This is a genomic window from Enterococcus sp. R12, assembly GCF_058135755.1.
Map to the genome: position 1 here is coordinate 794,820 of NZ_CM176874.1, position 19,146 is coordinate 813,965.

Below are 19,146 nucleotides of genomic sequence, written 5' to 3' on the forward strand. Positions count from 1 at the left end.
CGCAAAACAATAGCACAAGTATTTGAAAAGAAAGGGAAGGGATCGCACATGAAAAGTACAAGCAGAAAAGTTGTCGTTGTCGGAACAGGTTTCGTTGGAACGAGCATTGCGTATTCCATGATCAATCAAGGACTGATCAATGAATTGGTCTTGATCGATGTCAATCGGGACAAAGCAGAAGGAGAAGCCCTCGATTTGTTAGACGGTATGTCATGGGGACAAGAAAACATCAAAGTTTGGGCGGGAGAGTACTCGGAATGTAAAGATGCTGATATCGTCGTTATTACCGCAGGGGTCAACCAAAAGCCAGGACAAACACGGCTTGAATTGATCGATGTCAACGCCGAAATTATGGCAAGCGTCACAAAACAAGTGATGGCTTCAGGCTTTGATGGCGTGCTTGTTATCGCTTCAAACCCAGTCGATGTCTTAACTTATCAAGCATGGCGTGTGTCCGGGTTGCCAGCCAATCGTGTCGTTGGTACGGGAACGACCCTCGATACCACAAGACTTCGAAAAGAAGTGGCGGCAAAATTAGCCATCGATCCACGGAATATTCATGGGTATATCATTGGGGAACACGGTGATTCGGAAGTCGCTGTCTGGTCCCATACAACGATCGGTGGGCAACCGATCGTAGAATTGATCAAGCAACAGGATCGTTTGACCGTTGCCGATCTAGCGGTTCTTTCTGAACGAGTAAAAAATGCCGCCTATGAAATCATCGATCGAAAACAAGCAACTTTTTACGGAATAGGGATGAGTGTCGCAAGAATCGTTCGAGCGATCTTAAATGATGAGCAAGCGATTCTGCCGGTGTCTTCCTACCTTGATGGGGAATATGGCATCAACGATTTATTCACAGGTGTTCCTGCAGTCGTGGACCAAAACGGTGTCCGCGAAATTATTGAATTGACGCTTACCCCTGAGGAAAAACGGCAGTTTGATACTTCGTGTCATCAGTTACGATCAGTAATTTCCACAATTGGACAAAGCAAAGTCAGCTGATCTCAAGAATACCAGTAATGAAATCCTCGTGTTCGTTTTTGCCAAAGCATGGTTCGACTATTTACGGTCGGCCATGTTTTTTTTACATCTAGCCAAGAATATTAAAAGGAAATGGCGTATTTTACGCGAAACGCCCACTATTCAACGCTCTTTTTTCTCACTCCTTTAGAAAAAACATCCTCAGTGAATGACAGAAAAAGAATGATCGATCAACCTTGCAATCTTTCCGAGTTGTAAAAAGTGACAAAGTGTCACCTTGTGTGGTATTCTTCAAAAAGTGACACTTTGTCAACATTTGGAAAACAGGAGGAAAGAGCAATGTTTCTGGCTATAAAAGAAATGCGTTATTCAAAATTAAGATATGGGCTGATCGTAGGAATCATGTTTTTGATCGCTTATGTTGTTTTTATATTGTCTGGCTTAGCTACCGGGCTTAACTGGGATTTTAAAAAGGCCATCGTCGACTGGGATTCATCCGCGATCATTTTATCAGAAGATGCGAATGACACATTTGCGGCTTCGCAATTGACGAGAGGGGATTTAAACCGTGTAGCAGGGACTCAAAAAGCCCCGATTGGTCTATACAGCAGTGTCATCACGGTCAACGATGAACAAGTCAATGTGACTGTTTTTGGTACACAAGACGATGCGTTCTTGTTACCAGAAGCCTTAGAGGGCAAGCTGTTTTCAAAAGAAAATGAGATCACGATTTCAGAAAACTTAGCAGAAGAAGGTATCAAGGTCGGGGATCAAGTGAAAATCGGGCGTTCAGATGAAACCTTCAAAGTCGTTGGGATCACCCCAGAAACGTCTTATACGGTGTCACCAGTGATTTATACTTCCCTCGATACTTGGACGAAAATGAAGTTTGCTAATCAACCATTTGCATCTGACAAGGAGCAGCCCATCAATATCATTGTGACCAAATCAAGTGATCCGAAAGTCGATAACCAAGAAGGAACCCAGCTTAAAGTGTTGGCAACGGAAGACTTTATTGAAAAGCTTCCTGGATTTTCTGCCCAAAACTTGACCTTAAATGCCATGATCTACTTCTTATTTGTCGTTGCAACGGCAATCGTGGGGATTTTCATGTATGTGATCACCCTGCAAAAAACGGCGATTTTTGGTGTGATGAAAGCCCAAGGCATTCGGACCAGCTTTATTGCCAAATCAATTATTGCGCAAGCATTTATGGTAGGTGTGATCGGGGTAGCCCTAGCATTTGCGGCGGCATACGGCACCAGTTTGTTTTTACCAGATGCCATGCCATTTTTCTTTGAATTAAAGCAGTGGCTGCTTTATAGCGGCATCTTGATTCTCGTGGCAGTTCTAGGCGGCTTATTCTCCATTCGGACGGTCACAAAAGTCGATCCAATCACTGCAATAGGAGGGTAACAAAGATGAAAGACATTTTAGTAATGAAGGATATTATAAAAAAATTTGGCAAGCAGCATACCGAAGTAACGGCATTAAAAGGACTGAATTTTCACGTTCAAGAAGGGGAGTTTGTCAGTATCATCGGCCCTTCTGGTTCAGGAAAAAGTACCTTTTTGACCATCGCTGGCGGCTTACAAAGTCCAACATCGGGAGAGATCATCATCAACCAGGTGAACTTTTCCCAATTAAATGAAAAGCAACGAGGAAAGTTGCGTTTTAAAGAGATTGGGTTTATCTTGCAAAGCTCGAATTTGATCCCTTTTCTAACGGTAAAGGAACAATTTTATTTGGTCGACAAAGTTTCAGGAAAAGCCAAGGAAAAGGAACGGATTGATGAATTGCTTGCTTCATTAGATATTCTCGATCTTCAAGACAAGTTTCCCCGTGATTTATCTGGTGGGGAACGTCAACGAGTAGCAATCGGCAGGGCGTTGTTTAATGACCCAAGCTTGATTTTGGCGGATGAACCAACTGCCAGCTTAGACACCGATCATGCGTATGAAGTGGTGAAGTTATTGGTGAAAGAAGCGCATGAGAAAAAGAAAGCGACAGTCATGGTCACTCACGACGAGCGAATGATCCAATGGAGTGATCGCATTTTCCGAATGGAAGATGGCAATCTCATCGAACAAAACGCCCCATCAAGAGAAACTGCACAAGTCTGAGTGGAAAAGTAGAGGGATTTGTTTATAATAGAGGGAGTAGATTGCGAATGATGGAGGAGAATCCCTTGCCAAGTACAACATTTTTTCATTTAAAACAAGAGAAAAAAGAAAAAATCGATGCCGTGCTTTTAGAAGAATTCTTCAGCAAGCACATCAGTCAAGTCAAGGTCTCTGCCATCGTCGAAAAGTCGCACATTTCTAGAGGAGCGTTTTACAAGTACTTTCAAAACTTAGAAGATGCCTATGACTATGCGATCGCAGACTATTCAAACCAAATCCATTCCGCGATTTTTACGTTTATCAATCGCAACAAAAATGATTTTTTCAAAGGGATCGAAGAATACTTGGCTTGGTGCAGTCAATGGTCACCTGAAGATGATCATTGGAAAATGATCCACTTATGTACCCAAAGCAATGCCTGGACGAAGCGCGATGCGATCCCTGACGATTCGCCCATGATTCGTCAGTGGTTGGAGCTGTTGGAAGAAAATCGCTTCACGATCCATGATACGCAAGAAGCCGTCAGTTTCCTTTACTTTATTATGGCGGTCGTGATGGATAGTCTGACAGATTTTATTTCCAATGAATGGAACGCAAAAGAGCTGATCAAAGATTTTCGCTATAAGGTGCAATGGATCAAGTATGGAATCAAAGAGGACAACAAAGAGGAAAATGACGAAGAATGAATGCTTCGGCAAGAGGATGGAGCAAATGCCTCGCACGGCGGAAAAGTTCATATATAAGGAAAGAGGTGCCCGACAACCGAAATAGTTGTCGGACACCTCTTTTTTGAGGGAATGATTATTTTTTATTTACACGTTTCGCAATGATCGGCAAGATCAAGCCAATCAAAAGAAAGGCGATTGGCGTAATGATATTTAAGGCCAATTGGAAGAACCAAGCTTGCGGATCTGCCGCATAATCAAGCTTAGGAACCATCCCTAAAATGCAGGCAAAGGCCGTAAACAAGAAGCACCATAAGCCGATCCCAAAGCCAACCTTGGTGTTTTTCACGAATTTATAATCGGAAGTAAAGCGATTGGCATGTTTGTTGACTAGCATAAAGGCTAAGAAGACCCATAAGTAACGCAATGGCATGACAACTGAATTCAAGTTTAGCAACCAACGATACAGTTCGGTCATATTGCCGATTCCTAGTGCTGGAATGATGATCAAAATGCTGACTAGGATACCAGTCATAATATACCCATTTACTGGTGTTCCTTTTTTGTTTAGTTTTGCTAAGCCATTTGGTACAAATTCTGAATCAGCATCAGACAATAATATTTTCAATGGGGCATCAATTGAAAATGCCAACGCAGAAATTTGCGCTAACGCATTGGCGATGGAATAAAGAATGACAAAGAAGTTGCCGATTCCGTAGAAGTTTCCTAGTCGTTGAAAGGCTTCATAAGCGCCGTTGACCATCAAATCTTCTGGAATATGATTGGCATCAAAAAGCATCCCCATAGCAATCGAGCCGAGCAATGCACATAACGCCACCATACCGGCTAAAAAGATCATGCCTTTTGGAAATTCTTTGGCAGGATTTTTTGTGTTATTTACGTAAGGCGAGATTTTTTCACAGCCACCTACTGCAAATACCAGCATCGAGATCGTGGTTAAATAGGTAAAGTCAAATTTAGGGATATAGGTTGAAACAGATGACATGTTTGGTGTAGCAATTTCAGCACCAGTCATTGCTGGAGCAGTGACTGCTAAAAGAATAAAAAGAATCGACATCACGAACATGGCTGTTCCCGCGATGTTCCCAATCATTTTTAAGGTCGTCAATCCTTTAGAGGCAATCCATAAAAAGAATAGAAAAATAGCTAAACAAATCAACGAGACTTCCATGGAGCCCATCGTTGATACAAATGTACCATTTCCTTTAAATAACCAACTCAATGATACTAAGATTCCTTGGGGTTTTTGTGCCAAATAAGGCACGTGAACGACCCAATAAGTCCAAGCAGCAAAAAAAGCCAACCGCTTTGTTGAGGTTTCTTTGATCCATGAGGAAACCCCACCACTTGACTCTTTGAAGGTTGATCCTAACTGACCAACACTTAATGCATAGGGTACAAAATAAAGAGCCATAATTAATAGCCACGAAACAACAACAGTCAACCCTTGTTGAGCGTAGTTGTTTACAACATTTCCCAGTCCCCAAACAGAGACGAACGCCATCAGCGCAATATTATACCAGCGTAATTGTTTCTCATTCATCGCTTTCTCCTTCTTAAAATGATTTTTCTGACTGGTTAAAATAGAGCGTTTTTTGAAATTTAGTGAGAAAAAAATTTCTTTCCATAAGCGCTTGATCACGATCAAGTTTCTTATGCACTTTTTCACAAATGTCAAAGGTCAAATTGAATAAAAAATTTCACTTGCTTCTTTTTTATCCAGTCGTTGATTTTCCATAGTTAGGATAAACCTCTGAATTCTTTTGGTCAAGAAAAATTAAATTGTTATTTAAAAAAAATAATAAATTTCTGATGATAGCAAAAGCAAACATCATCATTCATTAATAATCTGAAAGAAATCCAACTACATTTAGTCAAGGGCATGGATGAAAGAGGGAGTGTTTCATTCAAATGAATGGACGTATAAAGATGGAAGAAACCCTTTCGAAAGGCTTTTCAATGGTGCTTTTTGGATAGATTTTTAAGCAAAGGAAACAGGAGAGTAGTCGTAGTTTTTTTGTTTTTTAAGAAAAGTTTTACGCGAACATTCTTTCAAAGAAACACGAAAACAAAGTTAGCCGAATGCTTCGTTCCATCGAAATCACTCGTTTTTTTTCGCCAATTTATAGGAAGTGGGTGTTATTCGCTCAAATACTGGCGATAAAAGCAGATAAAAGACGAAGTTTCCACTGGCATGGAAGAAATCGAACAGTAGTCCTTGAAGGTAATAGGCAAGAAACGAAGGAAACTGATAAAGCCAAACCTCCATCAACGAAACGATCAAGCCATAAAGAAGTCCGCAAAGAAAGGCAAAGAAAGCTTGCAAGAAGCGGTTTTTCTTGATGATCGGCATTTTTCCAATCTGATGAAAAAGAACGATGGTGACAGTAAGTGCAGCCAATTGACTGATCGTCCAGGGACCCATGCCTAGATAGATATTTGTTCCGAGCAAACTTAATAAGGCAATCATCAACGCATCAGATAAACGGTAAGAAAAAGCCACTAAAAATAAAAGGGCACTCATAGGCTGAACGTTAGGGATAAAGACAAAAACTAACCGTCCAACGATACAAGCCGCAGTGATCAGTGCTAAATGAGAAATTCTTTGGATGGAAAATATCTTGGTTTGGGGAGGAAGCATGAAAATCGCCGTCTTTCTAATTGATAATCATTCTCATTATACATGGAAAATAATAAAATTCAAGATTGAAATACACATTATATAGTACGATAATAAAAAACGAGCACAATATGTTGTGTTTTAGAAGGCGAGGGAAAGAAATGGAATACAAAAAACAAACGATTGAGAAATTGAACGAGGATATCAAGTTGTTCCAAGAAGTTTCGGCGATCACACCAGAAATGACCCAAACATTTGAGGGAATCGCTCGTTTGATTATGCTGGATCGTTATTCATACAAGGATCAAACCCATCAAACATTGCGTAAGGATGATTTGGTGATTTTGACAACGAAAGCTGATCCTAAATATCCTGCAAGAGGAATCGGTGTGGTGAAAGCAATCGATGGGGAACTTGTCTCTATCGAAGTGGAAGAGGCCTATCGCTCAGCGTTAGAAGATATTGATGAACAAGCGAGTGGACTTGTTAAAAGAAGAAAAAGTGACATTGAAAAACCGTTAGAACTCTTTTTTGAGCAAGTGGCGCATCGTGTGGCCAAAGGGATTTCTGCCAACGAGTCCCATGACCAGGAGCGCTTCTTCGAGGCGTTTTACCAACAAATCGTGGCGCAAAATCTAATTTCTGCAGGCAGAGTACTTTATGGAGCAGGAACAAATTCTCAAGTTACCTACTTCAATTGCTTTGTGATGCCTTTCATTCATGATTCCCGAAAAGGGATTGCTGTTCATCGACAAGAAGTTATGGAAATCATGAGTCGAGGTGGCGGGGTTGGAACCAATGGGTCGACCTTGCGACCAAAATCAAGTGTGGTCCACGGTGTCAGTGGTCGGTCTTCTGGGGCAGTTTCTTGGTTGAATGATTTGGCAAACTTGACGAACCTTGTCGAACAAGGAGGTAGCCGCCGTGGAGCGCAGATGATTATGATGGCAGATTGGCATCCAGATATTTTTGCGTTTATTCTTTCTAAAATTCAAAATCCTGCTGTATTGCTTCACCTAAAAAAAACAATCACAAATGCGACGATCAAACAACTGATCAATGAAAAACTGCAATTTGACCCTCTGACAAAAATGGAAGAAAGAATGTTCACTTATCTAGCACAACTGCCTGAATCGTCAGATAAGGAACATAATGACATGATCCAAAAGGCAAAAGAAAAATTGCGCATAGGTGGCAGCTATACGGTGAAAGAAAGTGATTTCTTAACTGGCGCGAATATCTCAGTCTGCTTGACAGAAGAATTCATGGAAGCAGTGAAGACAGATGGGTGGTATGAGCTACGCTTTCCAGATATCGACAATTATTCAGAAGCAGAGATGGCGCAATATGATGCAAAATGGGCTGAAGTCGGGGATGTGCGAGAATGGGCAGCTACTGGCCATAAAGTCAAAACCTATCAAAGGATCAAAGCTCGTGAGTTATGGGAGTTGATTACTTTTTGTGCAACATATTCTGCTGAGCCTGGTATTTTCTTTATCGATAATGCCAACAAGATGACGAATGCTACAGCATACGGACAAAAAGTCGTGGCAACCAATCCGTGCGGTGAACAGCCCCTAACCCCTTATGCGGTCTGTAACTTGGCAGCCATCAATCTCGCAAACATGGCGGATCGCCAAAAGGGCACCGTTGATTTTGCCAAACTAAAAGAAACCGTGAAAACAGCGGTTCGTTTCCAAGACAATGTTATTGACGTAACGCCTTACTTTTTTGACAAAAATGAGCAGCAGGCGAAAGGGGAAAGACGTGTTGGATTAGGGATCATGGGCTTGGCAGATTTATTGATCTACTGCGGGAAAAAATACGGATCGGCAGAAGGAAATCAATTCGTTGATCAAATTTTCGAGGCAATGGCAGTCACTGCCTATGAGGCATCCATTGAACTGGCGAAAGAAAAAGGCAGCTTTCCCTTCCTGATTGGAAAAAATGACCAAGGGACGCAAGCGTTGCGGAAGAAATTTATCGATACAGGATACATGAAAAAAATGCCAGCGCACATCCGCGAAGGCGTGCTGCGATTCGGTATTCGCAACTCTCATCTTTTGACTGTTGCGCCAACAGGATCGACAGGCACGATGACGGGAGTTTCAACTGGTTTAGAACCTTACTACTCCTTTTCTTATTTTAGAAGCGGTCGACTAGGTAAGTTTATTGAAATCAATGCGGAAATCGTTGACGAATACCTGATGGATCATCCTGAACGAACCAAAGCGGAGTTGCCGGCATGGTTCATTTCCGCTATGGAGTTGACGCCCGAAGAGCATGTCGGTGTGCAATGCACCATTCAACGCTGGGTGGATAGCTCCATTTCAAAAACGGTCAATGCACCAAAAGGATATACAGTAAGCCAAGTAGCCAAGGTTTATCGAGATCTTTATGAAGGAGGAGCCAAAGGAGGGACTGTCTATGTAGACGGCAGCCGAGATTCACAAGTACTTACCTTAGAAGCGGTTGAAAATGAGCTGACCGCACAAGTTGAACCGCTGCCTGTCGTTCAAGTAGATGAACCCGTCGCCTCTGGTGAAATCTGTCCCATCTGCCATGAAGGAACCATTGAGGAAATCGGCGGCTGTAGTACCTGCACAAACTGTAAAATCCAATTAAAATGCGGGCTCTAAAAGGATACAGGATTGATAGAGCAAGTCTTATCCGCATATTGGATAAAAAAACGATTTGTATTTTGACTATTGGAGAGGAAGAAATAGATGAAAAAAGTATTTGTCGTATTCATGCTAGTGAGCACATTACTCGTCGCTGCAGGATGCCAACAGGCAAGTGTAACGCCAGAAAGCACGCAGCAAAGTTCCTTGAAGCAAGAACAAGGAACAGCTACGATCGTCATCCAAAATCAAGAAGCTGTGACCTCAAAAGAAGTAACATTCCGAGAAAATGAGTCGCTGCTGGAAGTAATGAAAGAAAACTTTGCGATCAAAGAAAAAGATGGCTTTATCACCTCTATCGACGGCATCAGTCAAGATCAAAAAGCCAATCTATTTTGGGTCTATACCGTCAATGACGAAATGACCGATAAAGGGGCACAAGCGTTGTTTTTAAAGAACAATGACACTATCACATTTGATTTGAAAGCATTCTGATTTGTTTGATTCTAAGGATCTTTACTGGTACAAAAGAATTTGCCCATAAAGAGCTTTATCTATAAAGATAGACCCTTGCGTTGATTTTGGAGGCAGTTTTGCATTCAAGTTCTACTCAAGAGTCTATTCTTGTTTTTCTATCAGGGGTTGGGGTGGTCGCTTAGTTTATTTTAAAATTGGAATAATAGAAGTAAAGATACCATTACATACATAAGTTTTAACGATGATGCTTCTTTCGTATTTTGGCTTGCGTTCCTATTTTTGTAGAAAATAATTTTTTATAGAAGAGTGGAAATGGACAAAAATTTGATTTATCCGTTAGCTTAAGTGGCTAACGCTTCTATTCTCTAATATATGGTTTTACTTCCTATTTTTCTTGAGATTGTTTCCCAATCTGCTTGTTGTTCATAAAAACAATGTTATCATTGTATCATCAGATGTAGGTGGCAAACAGTGGTCTAAAACATGAGCGTTGATTACAAATAAGGTTTTTTCGTTCTCTTTGTTTATTGATCAGAAAAGGTAGGAGGAGAATAATGGTTGAGGTACTTTTGATGTGTGGCGTTAGTGGTGCAGGCAAAACCACTTACTCAAAACAAAAAGAGCAAGAAGGCTATGTAAGATTAGCAATAGATGAATTGATTTGGGAAGACTATGGCGTTTATGGTGTTGATTACCCTTCGGAGAAATATGCAAAAGTTTCTTCATTATCTTCAGTTAAATTGAAAGAGCTTACAGTAAAGGCTGTTCAAGAAGGAAAAAACGTAGTTGTCGATTCTAGTTTTTGGGCTAAAAGTCACCGAGACGCTTATAGAGAACTACTGGCAGCATATGATGTGACGATTAAAGTAATCTATCTAAAAGCTGATTATGATACTTTACGAAAACGATTAGCGATCAGAAATAAAGTCCAGACTGCAAATTCCGCTTTTCCTATTACAGAAGAAATCCTTCAACGGTTTTTTTCAGGATTCGAAGAACCGGTAAATGAAGATGAGGTAGTGATCGAGCAAAAGAATATATGAAGTAGTATCAAAACGTTTTTTACTCTTTTTCAATACAGTTAGTCTTATTCCTGTGCAGGACACGAAGGACAGTCATGCTAGAAGCAAAATAGTGATTGGCAATTTCTTTTCTTGTTGTATTCTTCGATAGAAGAAAAAATTTAGCGGTGACCACCCCAAATGAAGAATAAGAGCAGCTATTACGAAATTTGTATCCAATTGCTGATGAGAGGAATTAGATCAGCCAAAATTGTAAAAGAGGGTAAGAAATAGGAGAACTATTTTAAAATGACGATCGTCCCCTCAGAACCTTCAGAATGCAAATAGAATAAAATCAATTGATTGTATAGGTGAGTTATGAAAGTTCAGTATAAACTAATTTTTCTTTTTATATTATTTATTTTGATAGGGTTAGTTTTAATTGGAGATCCTACAGATATTTTTTATATAGTGTTAAATTTTTCTCTTCCTGTGTTATTTATAATTTTTAGATTGTTTTTTTCTGATGTGAAAAACAGGAAATTGTTTTGGCAAAAAAGGTCGCCATACTTTGGAGAGCAAAGAAGAAAAATAAATAAAAACATTTTAAATCTATTTTTTATAATAGGATTAGTATGGTTTATGTATTTAGTTTATCAATACCTGAATTAAAAAAACAAGGGACATGACATAGGTTAACTAGTTATGCTCCTTGTTTTATGGTATTACGATAATTAGTGTTAGTGTAATATCCATGGATTTTTTGAAGAATACATGGAGATAATATAAGTAGGGGTTCGCGCCACGATTTACCTGTTCAGTGGGTGTCAAACCCACTGACTAAAAGTTAGGTAATTTAAAGAAGTAAGATTTCTTATTCGAAAAATAAATTTATTTATGAGTATAGTAAGTGAAAATAGCGTTCAAATAGAGTATAATATGAGTATAAAAAACTCTTTTTGGAGGTGCGTTATGAAGAAGGAAAAAGAAAGAATTCAGATTGCGGTTGAAAAAGATCTAAAAATGGAAGCAGAAGATATTTTACATGATTTAGGAATGAATCCCACTACGGCAATTACTATTTTTTATAAACAAGTCATAGAAAAAGGGGGATTACCCTTTGAGGTAAAACTTTCTGAACAAACAAAGCAAGCAAGGCGAATTGCTAAGTTAGCGAAAAAATCTACTAATGTGACGAGGATAGATGATAATAAGGCTTTCGAGGCTTGGTTGGATGAAGATGAATAAAATAGTTTCAATGTATGTGGCTTATGTGGGTAAACCAGAAGGAAAAAGACGACCAGTTTTGATTATTGAGAATAGTGAAAATGAAGTTCTTTTTTATGCGATTACAAGCAAGTTTGAACACAAATCAGAGCGCATAAAAAAGCTTTATTTTCATATCAATGATTGGCAAGATTCAAATTTAAAAAAAGAGTCTTGGATTGACACAGGAACGTTATTCGTTCTTTCCAAAGAAAAAATAGATTTTAAATATAAAGATATAGCGGAACTATCTCAGAAAGATTTGAATCGTTTAGAAGAGTTTCTTAAGGATCGCTCTTAGAAGAATGAACAGTATTAAAAATACACTACCTTTTCATTTGGACTAGGTAGTGATTTTTTTGATTTCATATCTAATTTGTAGTGGTAATAGTGAGAAAAAAATTACTGTAAAGGTTTTTGAACTAGCGAAGCACTCACTGAATTTATACAGAAGCTATTACTTCCACAAATTATCTGACTCAGTTAATTTATGGAAAAACGAAGCATTTCACGTGCAAAGAGTTCAGTCATCTCGTAGAAAAAAACTTTTCGAAAAGCATAGCTCTTACATACATCATTTAATAAGAAACTTTTTGACAGCAAGGCATTTCTTCTTATTCACTTGGCAATAAATTAATTATAAACAAAAAAAATGGAACAGCATAAATGTTTTCGAAATGCTTTCGCACCAACATTTACCTGTTCCGTGGGTTTGGCACCCAATGGGCCGTGAGGGGCTCGAACCCGCGACCCGCTGATTAAGAGTCAGCTGCTCTACCAACTGAGCTAACGGCCCGTACCAAAAGTACTTCATTATCTTAGCACTCCATTGTTGAAAAATCAATCATTCTTTTGAAAAAAATATGCGCTTTTTTCAGTTGGGAAACTGGCGTTATCTTAATAAAACACCATTTGTTTCCCAAATTCAAATGATAGGAAATTCTTAAAAGATTGATCAGATTGCTTTAAAAACTCAGAAAACCGTGATAAAATGTATCTAGTTATCAAAACTAGATGATTAGTTTGTGATAATCTAACCTTCTGTTCGTCAAAATGGAGGATGACATGGAAAAATTACAAGCAGACATGAAAAATTGGGGCAATTCATTGCTGAAATTCCACCTGCCGAGATGGGAAGAATTGCCAACGCTGGAACTGTATATGGATCAGGTGATCACATTGATCGATCAATATTTATCGCCGGTGATCCAAACGGAAAAGCATCCGCTATTGACCTCTTCCATGGTCAATAATTATGTCAAAAAAGGGATGATTCCAGCACCAGAGAAGAAACGTTACAATCAAAAGCATCTCGCATTTTTGATTGCGATCACGATGCTCAAGCAAGTGCTGACGATTCCTGAAATAAAGACGGGGATCCTTTTTCAAGGGAAAGTTGTCGGCATCAGAAATGCCTACAATGTATTTTGTGAAGAACAAGAAAAAGCGATCCACCTTGTCGGCAAAGAAGCGATGGGAGAACCCGAACAAATGACGTCGGAACCGATCCCGATTGAATTAGTAGCCATGAAAGGTGCGACGCGTTCCTTTGCCAACAAACTATTGGCAGAAAAAACGATTGAATTAGAAGTCATTTATTTAGACACACATAAAGGAGAAGCCCATGAATAAAGAGAAAATTGCCCTATTAGTTGATTCAGGTACCGATGTTCCCGCACAGATCATGGAGCAATACGGCATGTATATGCTGCCATTGCAAATTATCTACAAGGATCGGACCTATACCGATAAAGTTGATATTACTGCGGAAGAAATCTACGAGCGCTTGCCGCAAGAAATCCCTAGTACCTCGTTACCTGACGGTGCTGCGATCGGGGAAATCTTTGATCGGATCAAAGCCGATGGGTATGAGAAAGTCTTTGCCGTAACCATCTCCAGCGGATTGAGCGGAACGTTTAACGTCGTTCGCCTGTTAGGTGAACAACGGACGGATCTTGAGGTTTTCGTGCTTGATACGAAAAATATCGGAATCGGTGCAGGGCTGCAAGCGATTCGTGCAGCAGAACTGTTAGAAAAAGGCGTGACTTGGGAAGAACTACGGGCACAATTAACGAATGAAGTGCCGAAAAACAAAGTCTTTTTCAACGTAGCTACCTTAGAGTATTTACAAAAAGGCGGCCGCATCGGTCTGGTCGCATCCATCTTAGGCAATGCCTTGAAATTGAATCCAATTATCTCTTGTAATGAAGAAGGGATCTACTATACGGTCGCAAAATCTCGTGGACGGAAGAAAAGCTTGGACAAAACCGTTGACTTGATCAAGCAATTCATCGGTGATCATCGCCATGTGCGTTTAGCCGTGGCGCAAGGTGATGCACTGCAAGAAGCCAAAGAAATGAAAGCACGATTAGAAGCCGAATTTCCTAAGGTCAAAGAAATCTTATTTGGACAAATCTCTCCCGCATTAGTCGTCCACACGGGTCCTGGGTTGTTAGGGATCGGTATCCAACTTTTAGAAGAGTAAAAAAGAAAGGCCCCGTGCCTTTCTTTTTTTGTGCTTTCCTTAAGAATGAGGCTGCGGTTTTTGGGAAAGATGAAAAGCCCGTTTAAATAATGTATAATAAGTAAGAAACCAAAAAAAATTGAGGTGACATTTTTGAAAAAGATCCTAGTCGTGGACGATGAGAAACCAATTTCTGATATCGTCAAATTTAATTTAACCAAAGAAGGATATGAAGTATATACCGCCTATGATGGAGAAGAGGCATTAGAAAAAGTAGCCGAGGTCGATCCTGATCTGATTTTGCTTGATTTGATGCTGCCAAAAATGGATGGGTTGGAAGTTGCACGGGAAGTGCGCAAAACCCATGACATGCCGATCATCATGGTCACAGCCAAAGATTCTGAAATCGATAAAGTACTAGGCCTCGAGCTTGGTGCGGACGATTATGTAACCAAACCATTTTCAAACCGGGAATTGGTGGCCCGTGTCAAAGCCAATCTGCGTCGCGGCTCGGCAGCTGCGAAGGAAGCAGACGATAACGCCAACAGCGAATTAACGATTGGTGATTTAACGATTCATCCTGATGCGTACATGGTCACTAAAAATGGTGCAGCCATCGAATTGACGCACCGAGAGTTTGAATTGATGCACTACTTGGCAAAACATCTTGGTCAAGTGATGACCCGGGAGCATTTATTGCAAACGGTTTGGGGCTATGACTACTTTGGCGATGTCCGAACCGTTGACGTGACGGTACGCCGTTTACGTGAAAAAATCGAAGACAGCCCGAGCCATCCAAACTATTTGGTTACTCGTCGCGGAGTGGGCTATTACTTGCGGAACCCAGAACAGGAATAAGCTATGAAAAATAAAGTTCGCTTTTTTCAATCGGTGAACTTCAAAATCGCCCTGACTTTTATCTTGATCTTATTGATTGCGATCCAGATTATCGGGGCGTATTTTATTCGCGAATTGGAAAGAACAACGGTCGATGCCTTCAAACGCGACATGGAGGCACGTGCCAGCACGTTAGTGGTAACATTAGGCTCTGAATTGAGTCGAATGGATAATGATGACGGGTTGGATTGGGATTCCATGAATGCTTCCTTGAATCGAATCTTAACGAGTACCAACTCATCGGAAATTTTGGAGATGCGGGTGGTGGATGAGCAAGGGATCATTCGTGCAACCACCAATATCAATGATCGTGGCTCGGTGGGAGAAAAAAATGATTACCGTGATTACGATACGAACCGTAGTGAGGTCCTTTATGATGAATCCAGCGGACAGCGGGTGTTCAATATCGTGCAGTCGATCCAATCACCGACAGGGGATACCGTTTTAGGAACCCTTTATTTACGGAGCAATCTTGAGTCAAAATACAATGAAGTCAGTACGACTGCGGTCATTTTTGTGACAGCCTCGCTGATTGCGGCAGTGATTTCGATCATTGTGGCACTATTGGTCTCTCGTTCCATCACCCAACCAATCGGAGAGATGCGCGAACAAGCGATTCGCATCGCCAAAGGAGATTATAGCCGCAAGGTCGCGATTCATGGAAAAGATGAATTGGGGCAACTGGCGGAGACCTTTAATCAACTAGGAGAACGAATCGAAGAGACTCAAGAGGCGATGGAATCTGAGCGAAACCGCTTGGACAGCGTCTTGTCTCACATGACAGACGGCGTTGTTGCCACCGACCGACGAGGCAAAGTCATTACCATCAATGAGATGGCGATGTCCTTGTTGAATGTCAGCAACGAAGAAGCGATCGGGCAGTCGATTTTGACCTTATTGGAAATCGATGAAGAATACACGTTACGAAAGCTTTTGGAAAATCCTGAAGATATGCTGTTGGAGCGTCCTAGCAATGATTTGACGGGAGCAAATATGATTTTGCGCATCGATTTCTCCATGATTCGTCGGGAGTCTGGCTTTATTTCTGGGTTAGTTGCGGTGATGCACGATGTTACAGAGCAAGAAAAAAACGAACAGGAACGGCGAGAGTTCGTTTCCAACGTTTCTCATGAGTTACGGACACCATTAACGAGTATGCGCAGCTACATCGAAGCGTTGAGTGAGGGTGCTTGGAAAGACCCAGAAATTGCGCCGAACTTTTTGAAAGTGACGTTGGATGAAACGGATCGAATGATTCGGATGATCAATGACTTGTTGAGTCTGTCGCGGATGGATAGCGGCAATTCGCAACTGCAGTTGGAATACATCAACTTCAATGAAATGGTCAATTTCGTGTTGGATCGTTTTGACATGATGGTGACGAATGAAAGCAAAAAATACTTGATTCGTCGGGAGTTCACTAAACGAGAATTGTGGGTGGAAGTCGACACCGATAAAATGATCCAAGTGATCGATAACATCATGAATAATGCCATCAAATATTCGCCAGATGGCGGGATCATTACGGTGAAATTGATGGAGACCCATAACAACATCGTACTTAGCATCAATGACCAAGGACTAGGGATTCCGAAAAAAGATCTCACGAAGATCTTTGATCGTTTTTACCGAGTCGACAAAGCTCGTGCCCGTCAGCAAGGAGGTACTGGCTTAGGATTGGCGATCTCACGAGAAGTCATCAAAGCTCATGGCGGTGCGATTTGGGCGGAAAGTCGAGAAAATCGCGGGTCAACATTTTACATCATGTTGCCGTATGAACCGTATGAGGAGGATTGGTGGGTATGAGAATCTCAGAAAAAATCATTCGTGTAGGCTTGATCGTAATGATCGCCTTGAGTTTTTATTTCTCCTATATGATTTGGCTGAATCCGACTGGGTTCAACAATGCCAGCACGGAAACAGATACCGGCGTCAATCCTTCGGTTCAAACCTACAAACAAAAAAGCGATTTGTTTTTGCCCCTGTATTTGACTTGGAATGACGAGGACGCGATCAAAGAAACCAACTCTGAAGCGGTGATTCGTGAGATCCAAGAGGCGATCAATGAGGCAACGATCAGTGATTTGACGCTGCGAACCTATGGCGAGGAACAAGCTTTTTCAAAAGCCCAAGAAGTCAATCAAGGGGTGTCCTTAAACTACTATACAACGTTTTACTTGAAAGATTATGAGAAAACCTTTGAAAAAGAGCTGTCCTTAGAGGACGAAAGTGAAACAGAGGATTTTCCGTTTTCCCGCATCCAGTTTGACCTTGAAGAAAACACGATCCAATTTGTTGATTTTACCCATCAACGAGTGGTGCGAGGGAAAATCGACTGGGACAAAAGCCAAGTAAAACACTTACTAGCAGACAACCCTCGGGAATGGACGACAATGGTGGCAGATGAAGAACGATCCAGCAAGCAATATTATACGCAGGATTCGATCAAGCTGAAAAAATACAGCTACTATTCTTCGACTCAATCTCAGAGCTTGTTTCGAGAAGCCTTTTTCAGCAATCCTAAAAACGTCAAGATCAATGATGAAAGTGTCGATACCTACTATTATGAAGGTGGGCAAAACATGACGGTCTTGCAAGATCAGCAGCAAGTCAAGTTTGAAACTACCACAGATGATTCCGATGAAACGGATCTGGCGATGTTGAGTGCGGATTATATTATTCGTTTAGGCAACAATTTTGGGACGATCCGCTATTTTGATCAACAAGACAAGCACTTGGATTATCGGGTTTTCGTTGAAGGCTATCCAGTCTTTAGTACTGGTGGTCAAGGGGTGATCAGTGTGGCTTTTTCAGAAAGTGGTCAGACCGGCAGTCGGGAAATGACGATTTCTGCCAGTTTGAACGCGATTCAAGTGCCGATTCCTTCTGAAACCGAGATTGAATTACCCTCTAGTTTGTCGGTCAAAAATGATCTGATTGCGGCAGGGGCTGATCCTGAATTATTGCAACAGATCATCGTTGGCTATCAATGGGGGGAGATCAAAGATGCACCACTCGTTGATTTGACGCCTGCTTGGTATGTCAATTATGACTCGTCTTGGATCAGTTATGATGCATTAATGACAAAATTAGCAGAAACGGAGGAGAATTAATTGGATTTTAAACGAATCGAATGGATTTTTTTCCTCGCTTTTCTTGGTCTGAACGTCTTTTTATTCAATGTTTACAGTGAGGCTCGCAGCGAGCATCAGATGGTTTCACAATCAAACCAAACGATTCCTATCGAACAACGTCTCGAGTCTGAGGACATTCGGTATTCTGGCGAATTATCAGATGAGGTCTTGAGTGGCTATTATTTGAGCGGTGAACAGACGGATTTTGATGTGGAGCTACGAAATCCGCAACTCAATACGCAGTTCAAAAGAGGGTCGACGGTCAAAGGTCAGCAGTTGATCCATGTCTCAACCAATGGCTTTTACATCAGTGATGATTCCCAAACGGAAGAAACCGTCAATGGTTTTTTGCAACGAAAAGATCAAGTCCTGTTTGGGGATGAATATGACTATTTGGAAAACCTCTCTGTCTTGAACGCCAATCATCCGACGGTGGTGGCGGTCCAGTCGTATGAAGGCATTCCTTTCAATGACAGCTCAAGTCGGATCGATATCACCTTAGAACAAACGGATGATCTACTGCAGATTGCCCGTTATACGCAAACACATATCTCCAATATTACGCCTCTAAGGGAAAAGATGACGGTCTATTCAGAAAAAGAAGCAGTAAATACGCTTTATCTAAACAACAAGCTGCCGAGTCACTCGAAAATTCTCTGGACGGAATTAGCCTATACGATGATTTTGAAGGTTAGGGAAAAAAATGTGTACATTCCTGCATGGTTTATTGCGTTCCAATTAGATGGCGATGACACCATCCAAATCGAAACGGTCAATGCCTTTAGCAATCGGATCATCACGAATAATGCCGTTCAAAAGGTAGAAAATCCATAAAAAAGCGGGTATAATGGAACTCGTTGAAACAACCAG

The 19,146-nt window shown here is 40.9% G+C and carries 17 protein-coding genes and 1 tRNA gene; 15 read left to right on the top strand and 3 right to left on the bottom strand.

Annotated elements, in window-relative coordinates; translation table 11 throughout:
• The first annotated feature begins 48 nt into the window (after positions 1-48).
• The 4 genes from ACTW1R_RS03660 to ACTW1R_RS03675 all read left to right on the top strand — a co-directional run bounded on the left by ACTW1R_RS03660 (position 49) and on the right by ACTW1R_RS03675 (position 3,796).
• Positions 49-1,008: an L-lactate dehydrogenase gene (locus tag ACTW1R_RS03660; protein WP_115231911.1), complete on the top strand. Its 960-nt coding sequence runs from the start codon at positions 49-51 to the stop codon at positions 1,006-1,008.
• A gap of 318 nt (positions 1,009-1,326) precedes the next feature.
• On the top strand, positions 1,327-2,403 hold the full coding sequence (locus ACTW1R_RS03665) for an ABC transporter permease (protein WP_271815048.1): 1,077 nt from the start codon (positions 1,327-1,329) through the stop codon (positions 2,401-2,403).
• 5 nt (positions 2,404-2,408) lie between these two features.
• On the top strand, positions 2,409-3,110 hold the full coding sequence (locus tag ACTW1R_RS03670) for an ABC transporter ATP-binding protein (RefSeq protein WP_077453594.1): 702 nt from the start codon (positions 2,409-2,411) through the stop codon (positions 3,108-3,110).
• Between the two features lie 47 nt (positions 3,111-3,157).
• Positions 3,158-3,796, top strand: a complete 639-nt coding sequence (locus ACTW1R_RS03675; protein ID WP_144771950.1) for a TetR family transcriptional regulator — start codon at positions 3,158-3,160, stop codon at positions 3,794-3,796.
• Positions 3,797-3,911: 115 nt separating this feature from the next.
• Here the strand turns inward: ACTW1R_RS03675 and ACTW1R_RS03680 are convergent, their stop codons facing one another.
• The gene (locus ACTW1R_RS03680) at positions 3,912-5,339 is read right to left on the bottom strand and encodes an APC family permease (RefSeq protein WP_005225272.1); all 1,428 of its coding nucleotides are present in this window, start codon (positions 5,337-5,339) and stop codon (positions 3,912-3,914) included.
• A 558-nt stretch (positions 5,340-5,897) separates the two neighbouring features.
• Positions 5,898-6,437: a hypothetical protein gene (locus ACTW1R_RS03685; protein WP_271814905.1), complete on the bottom strand. Its 540-nt coding sequence runs from the start codon at positions 6,435-6,437 to the stop codon at positions 5,898-5,900.
• Positions 6,438-6,577: 140 nt separating this feature from the next.
• On the opposite strand from ACTW1R_RS03685, the gene ACTW1R_RS03690 reads away from it, so the two are divergent.
• The 5 genes from ACTW1R_RS03690 (at position 6,578) to ACTW1R_RS03710 (ending at position 12,082) form a co-directional block, all read left to right on the top strand.
• Positions 6,578-9,055, top strand: a complete 2,478-nt coding sequence (locus ACTW1R_RS03690; protein WP_489927414.1) for a vitamin B12-dependent ribonucleotide reductase — start codon at positions 6,578-6,580, stop codon at positions 9,053-9,055.
• Between the two features lie 87 nt (positions 9,056-9,142).
• The gene (locus tag ACTW1R_RS03695) at positions 9,143-9,532 is read left to right on the top strand and encodes a DUF4430 domain-containing protein (protein ID WP_159161428.1); all 390 of its coding nucleotides are present in this window, start codon (positions 9,143-9,145) and stop codon (positions 9,530-9,532) included.
• Between the two features lie 536 nt (positions 9,533-10,068).
• Positions 10,069-10,557 carry a P-loop nucleotide/nucleoside kinase family protein gene (locus ACTW1R_RS03700; protein ID WP_034868317.1) on the top strand — a complete coding sequence of 163 codons (489 nt, stop codon included), beginning with the start codon at positions 10,069-10,071 and terminating at the stop codon, positions 10,555-10,557.
• 930 nt (positions 10,558-11,487) lie between these two features.
• Positions 11,488-11,763, top strand: a complete 276-nt coding sequence (locus ACTW1R_RS03705; RefSeq protein WP_005225277.1) for a type II toxin-antitoxin system RelB/DinJ family antitoxin — start codon at positions 11,488-11,490, stop codon at positions 11,761-11,763.
• Positions 11,750-12,082 (top strand): type II toxin-antitoxin system PemK/MazF family toxin, encoded by a 333-nt coding sequence (locus tag ACTW1R_RS03710; RefSeq protein WP_034868321.1) that lies wholly within the window; start codon positions 11,750-11,752, stop codon positions 12,080-12,082. The genes ACTW1R_RS03705 and ACTW1R_RS03710 overlap by 14 nt, the downstream gene beginning before the upstream one ends.
• 422 nt (positions 12,083-12,504) lie before the next feature.
• Here ACTW1R_RS03710 and ACTW1R_RS03715 read toward each other — a convergent pair.
• Positions 12,505-12,577, bottom strand: a tRNA-Lys gene (locus tag ACTW1R_RS03715).
• Between the two features lie 269 nt (positions 12,578-12,846).
• On the opposite strand from ACTW1R_RS03715, the gene ACTW1R_RS03720 reads away from it, so the two are divergent.
• The 6 genes from ACTW1R_RS03720 to ACTW1R_RS03745 all read left to right on the top strand — a co-directional run bounded on the left by ACTW1R_RS03720 (position 12,847) and on the right by ACTW1R_RS03745 (position 19,110).
• The gene (locus ACTW1R_RS03720) at positions 12,847-13,413 is read left to right on the top strand and encodes a DUF1836 domain-containing protein (RefSeq protein WP_034858210.1); all 567 of its coding nucleotides are present in this window, start codon (positions 12,847-12,849) and stop codon (positions 13,411-13,413) included.
• Positions 13,406-14,266 carry a DegV family protein gene (locus ACTW1R_RS03725; RefSeq protein ID WP_005225280.1) on the top strand — a complete coding sequence of 287 codons (861 nt, stop codon included), beginning with the start codon at positions 13,406-13,408 and terminating at the stop codon, positions 14,264-14,266. Before ACTW1R_RS03720 ends, ACTW1R_RS03725 begins: the two co-directional genes overlap by 8 nt.
• Positions 14,267-14,398: 132 nt before the next feature.
• Complete coding sequence (gene yycF / locus ACTW1R_RS03730) at positions 14,399-15,103, top strand: response regulator YycF (RefSeq protein ID WP_010747607.1); 705 nt, start codon at positions 14,399-14,401, stop codon at positions 15,101-15,103.
• A 3-nt stretch (positions 15,104-15,106) separates the two neighbouring features.
• Positions 15,107-16,948 carry a cell wall metabolism sensor histidine kinase WalK gene (walK, locus tag ACTW1R_RS03735; RefSeq protein ID WP_016610545.1) on the top strand — a complete coding sequence of 614 codons (1,842 nt, stop codon included), beginning with the start codon at positions 15,107-15,109 and terminating at the stop codon, positions 16,946-16,948.
• On the top strand, positions 16,945-18,255 hold the full coding sequence (locus tag ACTW1R_RS03740) for a YycH family regulatory protein (protein WP_060792693.1): 1,311 nt from the start codon (positions 16,945-16,947) through the stop codon (positions 18,253-18,255). Before walK ends, ACTW1R_RS03740 begins: the two co-directional genes overlap by 4 nt.
• Positions 18,256-19,110, top strand: coding sequence for a two-component system regulatory protein YycI (locus ACTW1R_RS03745; protein ID WP_005225285.1), 855 nt, complete (start codon positions 18,256-18,258; stop codon positions 19,108-19,110).
• Positions 19,111-19,146 lie beyond the last annotated feature (36 nt).

Coding starts and splice junctions, on each gene's coding strand:
- ACTW1R_RS03740 (WP_060792693.1), top strand. CDS start 16,945: ATGAGAATCTCAGAAAAAATCATTCGTGTAGGCTTGATCGTAATGATC.
- walK (WP_016610545.1), top strand. CDS start 15,107: ATGAAAAATAAAGTTCGCTTTTTTCAATCGGTGAACTTCAAAATCGCC.
- ACTW1R_RS03705 (WP_005225277.1), top strand. CDS start 11,488: ATGAAGAAGGAAAAAGAAAGAATTCAGATTGCGGTTGAAAAAGATCTA.
- ACTW1R_RS03680 (WP_005225272.1), bottom strand. CDS start 5,339: ATGAATGAGAAACAATTACGCTGGTATAATATTGCGCTGATGGCGTTC.
- ACTW1R_RS03725 (WP_005225280.1), top strand. CDS start 13,406: ATGAATAAAGAGAAAATTGCCCTATTAGTTGATTCAGGTACCGATGTT.
- ACTW1R_RS03685 (WP_271814905.1), bottom strand. CDS start 6,437: ATGCTTCCTCCCCAAACCAAGATATTTTCCATCCAAAGAATTTCTCAT.
- ACTW1R_RS03720 (WP_034858210.1), top strand. CDS start 12,847: ATGGAAAAATTACAAGCAGACATGAAAAATTGGGGCAATTCATTGCTG.
- ACTW1R_RS03660 (WP_115231911.1), top strand. CDS start 49: ATGAAAAGTACAAGCAGAAAAGTTGTCGTTGTCGGAACAGGTTTCGTT.
- ACTW1R_RS03665 (WP_271815048.1), top strand. CDS start 1,327: ATGTTTCTGGCTATAAAAGAAATGCGTTATTCAAAATTAAGATATGGG.
- ACTW1R_RS03695 (WP_159161428.1), top strand. CDS start 9,143: ATGAAAAAAGTATTTGTCGTATTCATGCTAGTGAGCACATTACTCGTC.
- ACTW1R_RS03690 (WP_489927414.1), top strand. CDS start 6,578: ATGGAATACAAAAAACAAACGATTGAGAAATTGAACGAGGATATCAAG.
- ACTW1R_RS03710 (WP_034868321.1), top strand. CDS start 11,750: ATGAAGATGAATAAAATAGTTTCAATGTATGTGGCTTATGTGGGTAAA.
- ACTW1R_RS03675 (WP_144771950.1), top strand. CDS start 3,158: ATGATGGAGGAGAATCCCTTGCCAAGTACAACATTTTTTCATTTAAAA.
- ACTW1R_RS03700 (WP_034868317.1), top strand. CDS start 10,069: ATGGTTGAGGTACTTTTGATGTGTGGCGTTAGTGGTGCAGGCAAAACC.
- ACTW1R_RS03670 (WP_077453594.1), top strand. CDS start 2,409: ATGAAAGACATTTTAGTAATGAAGGATATTATAAAAAAATTTGGCAAG.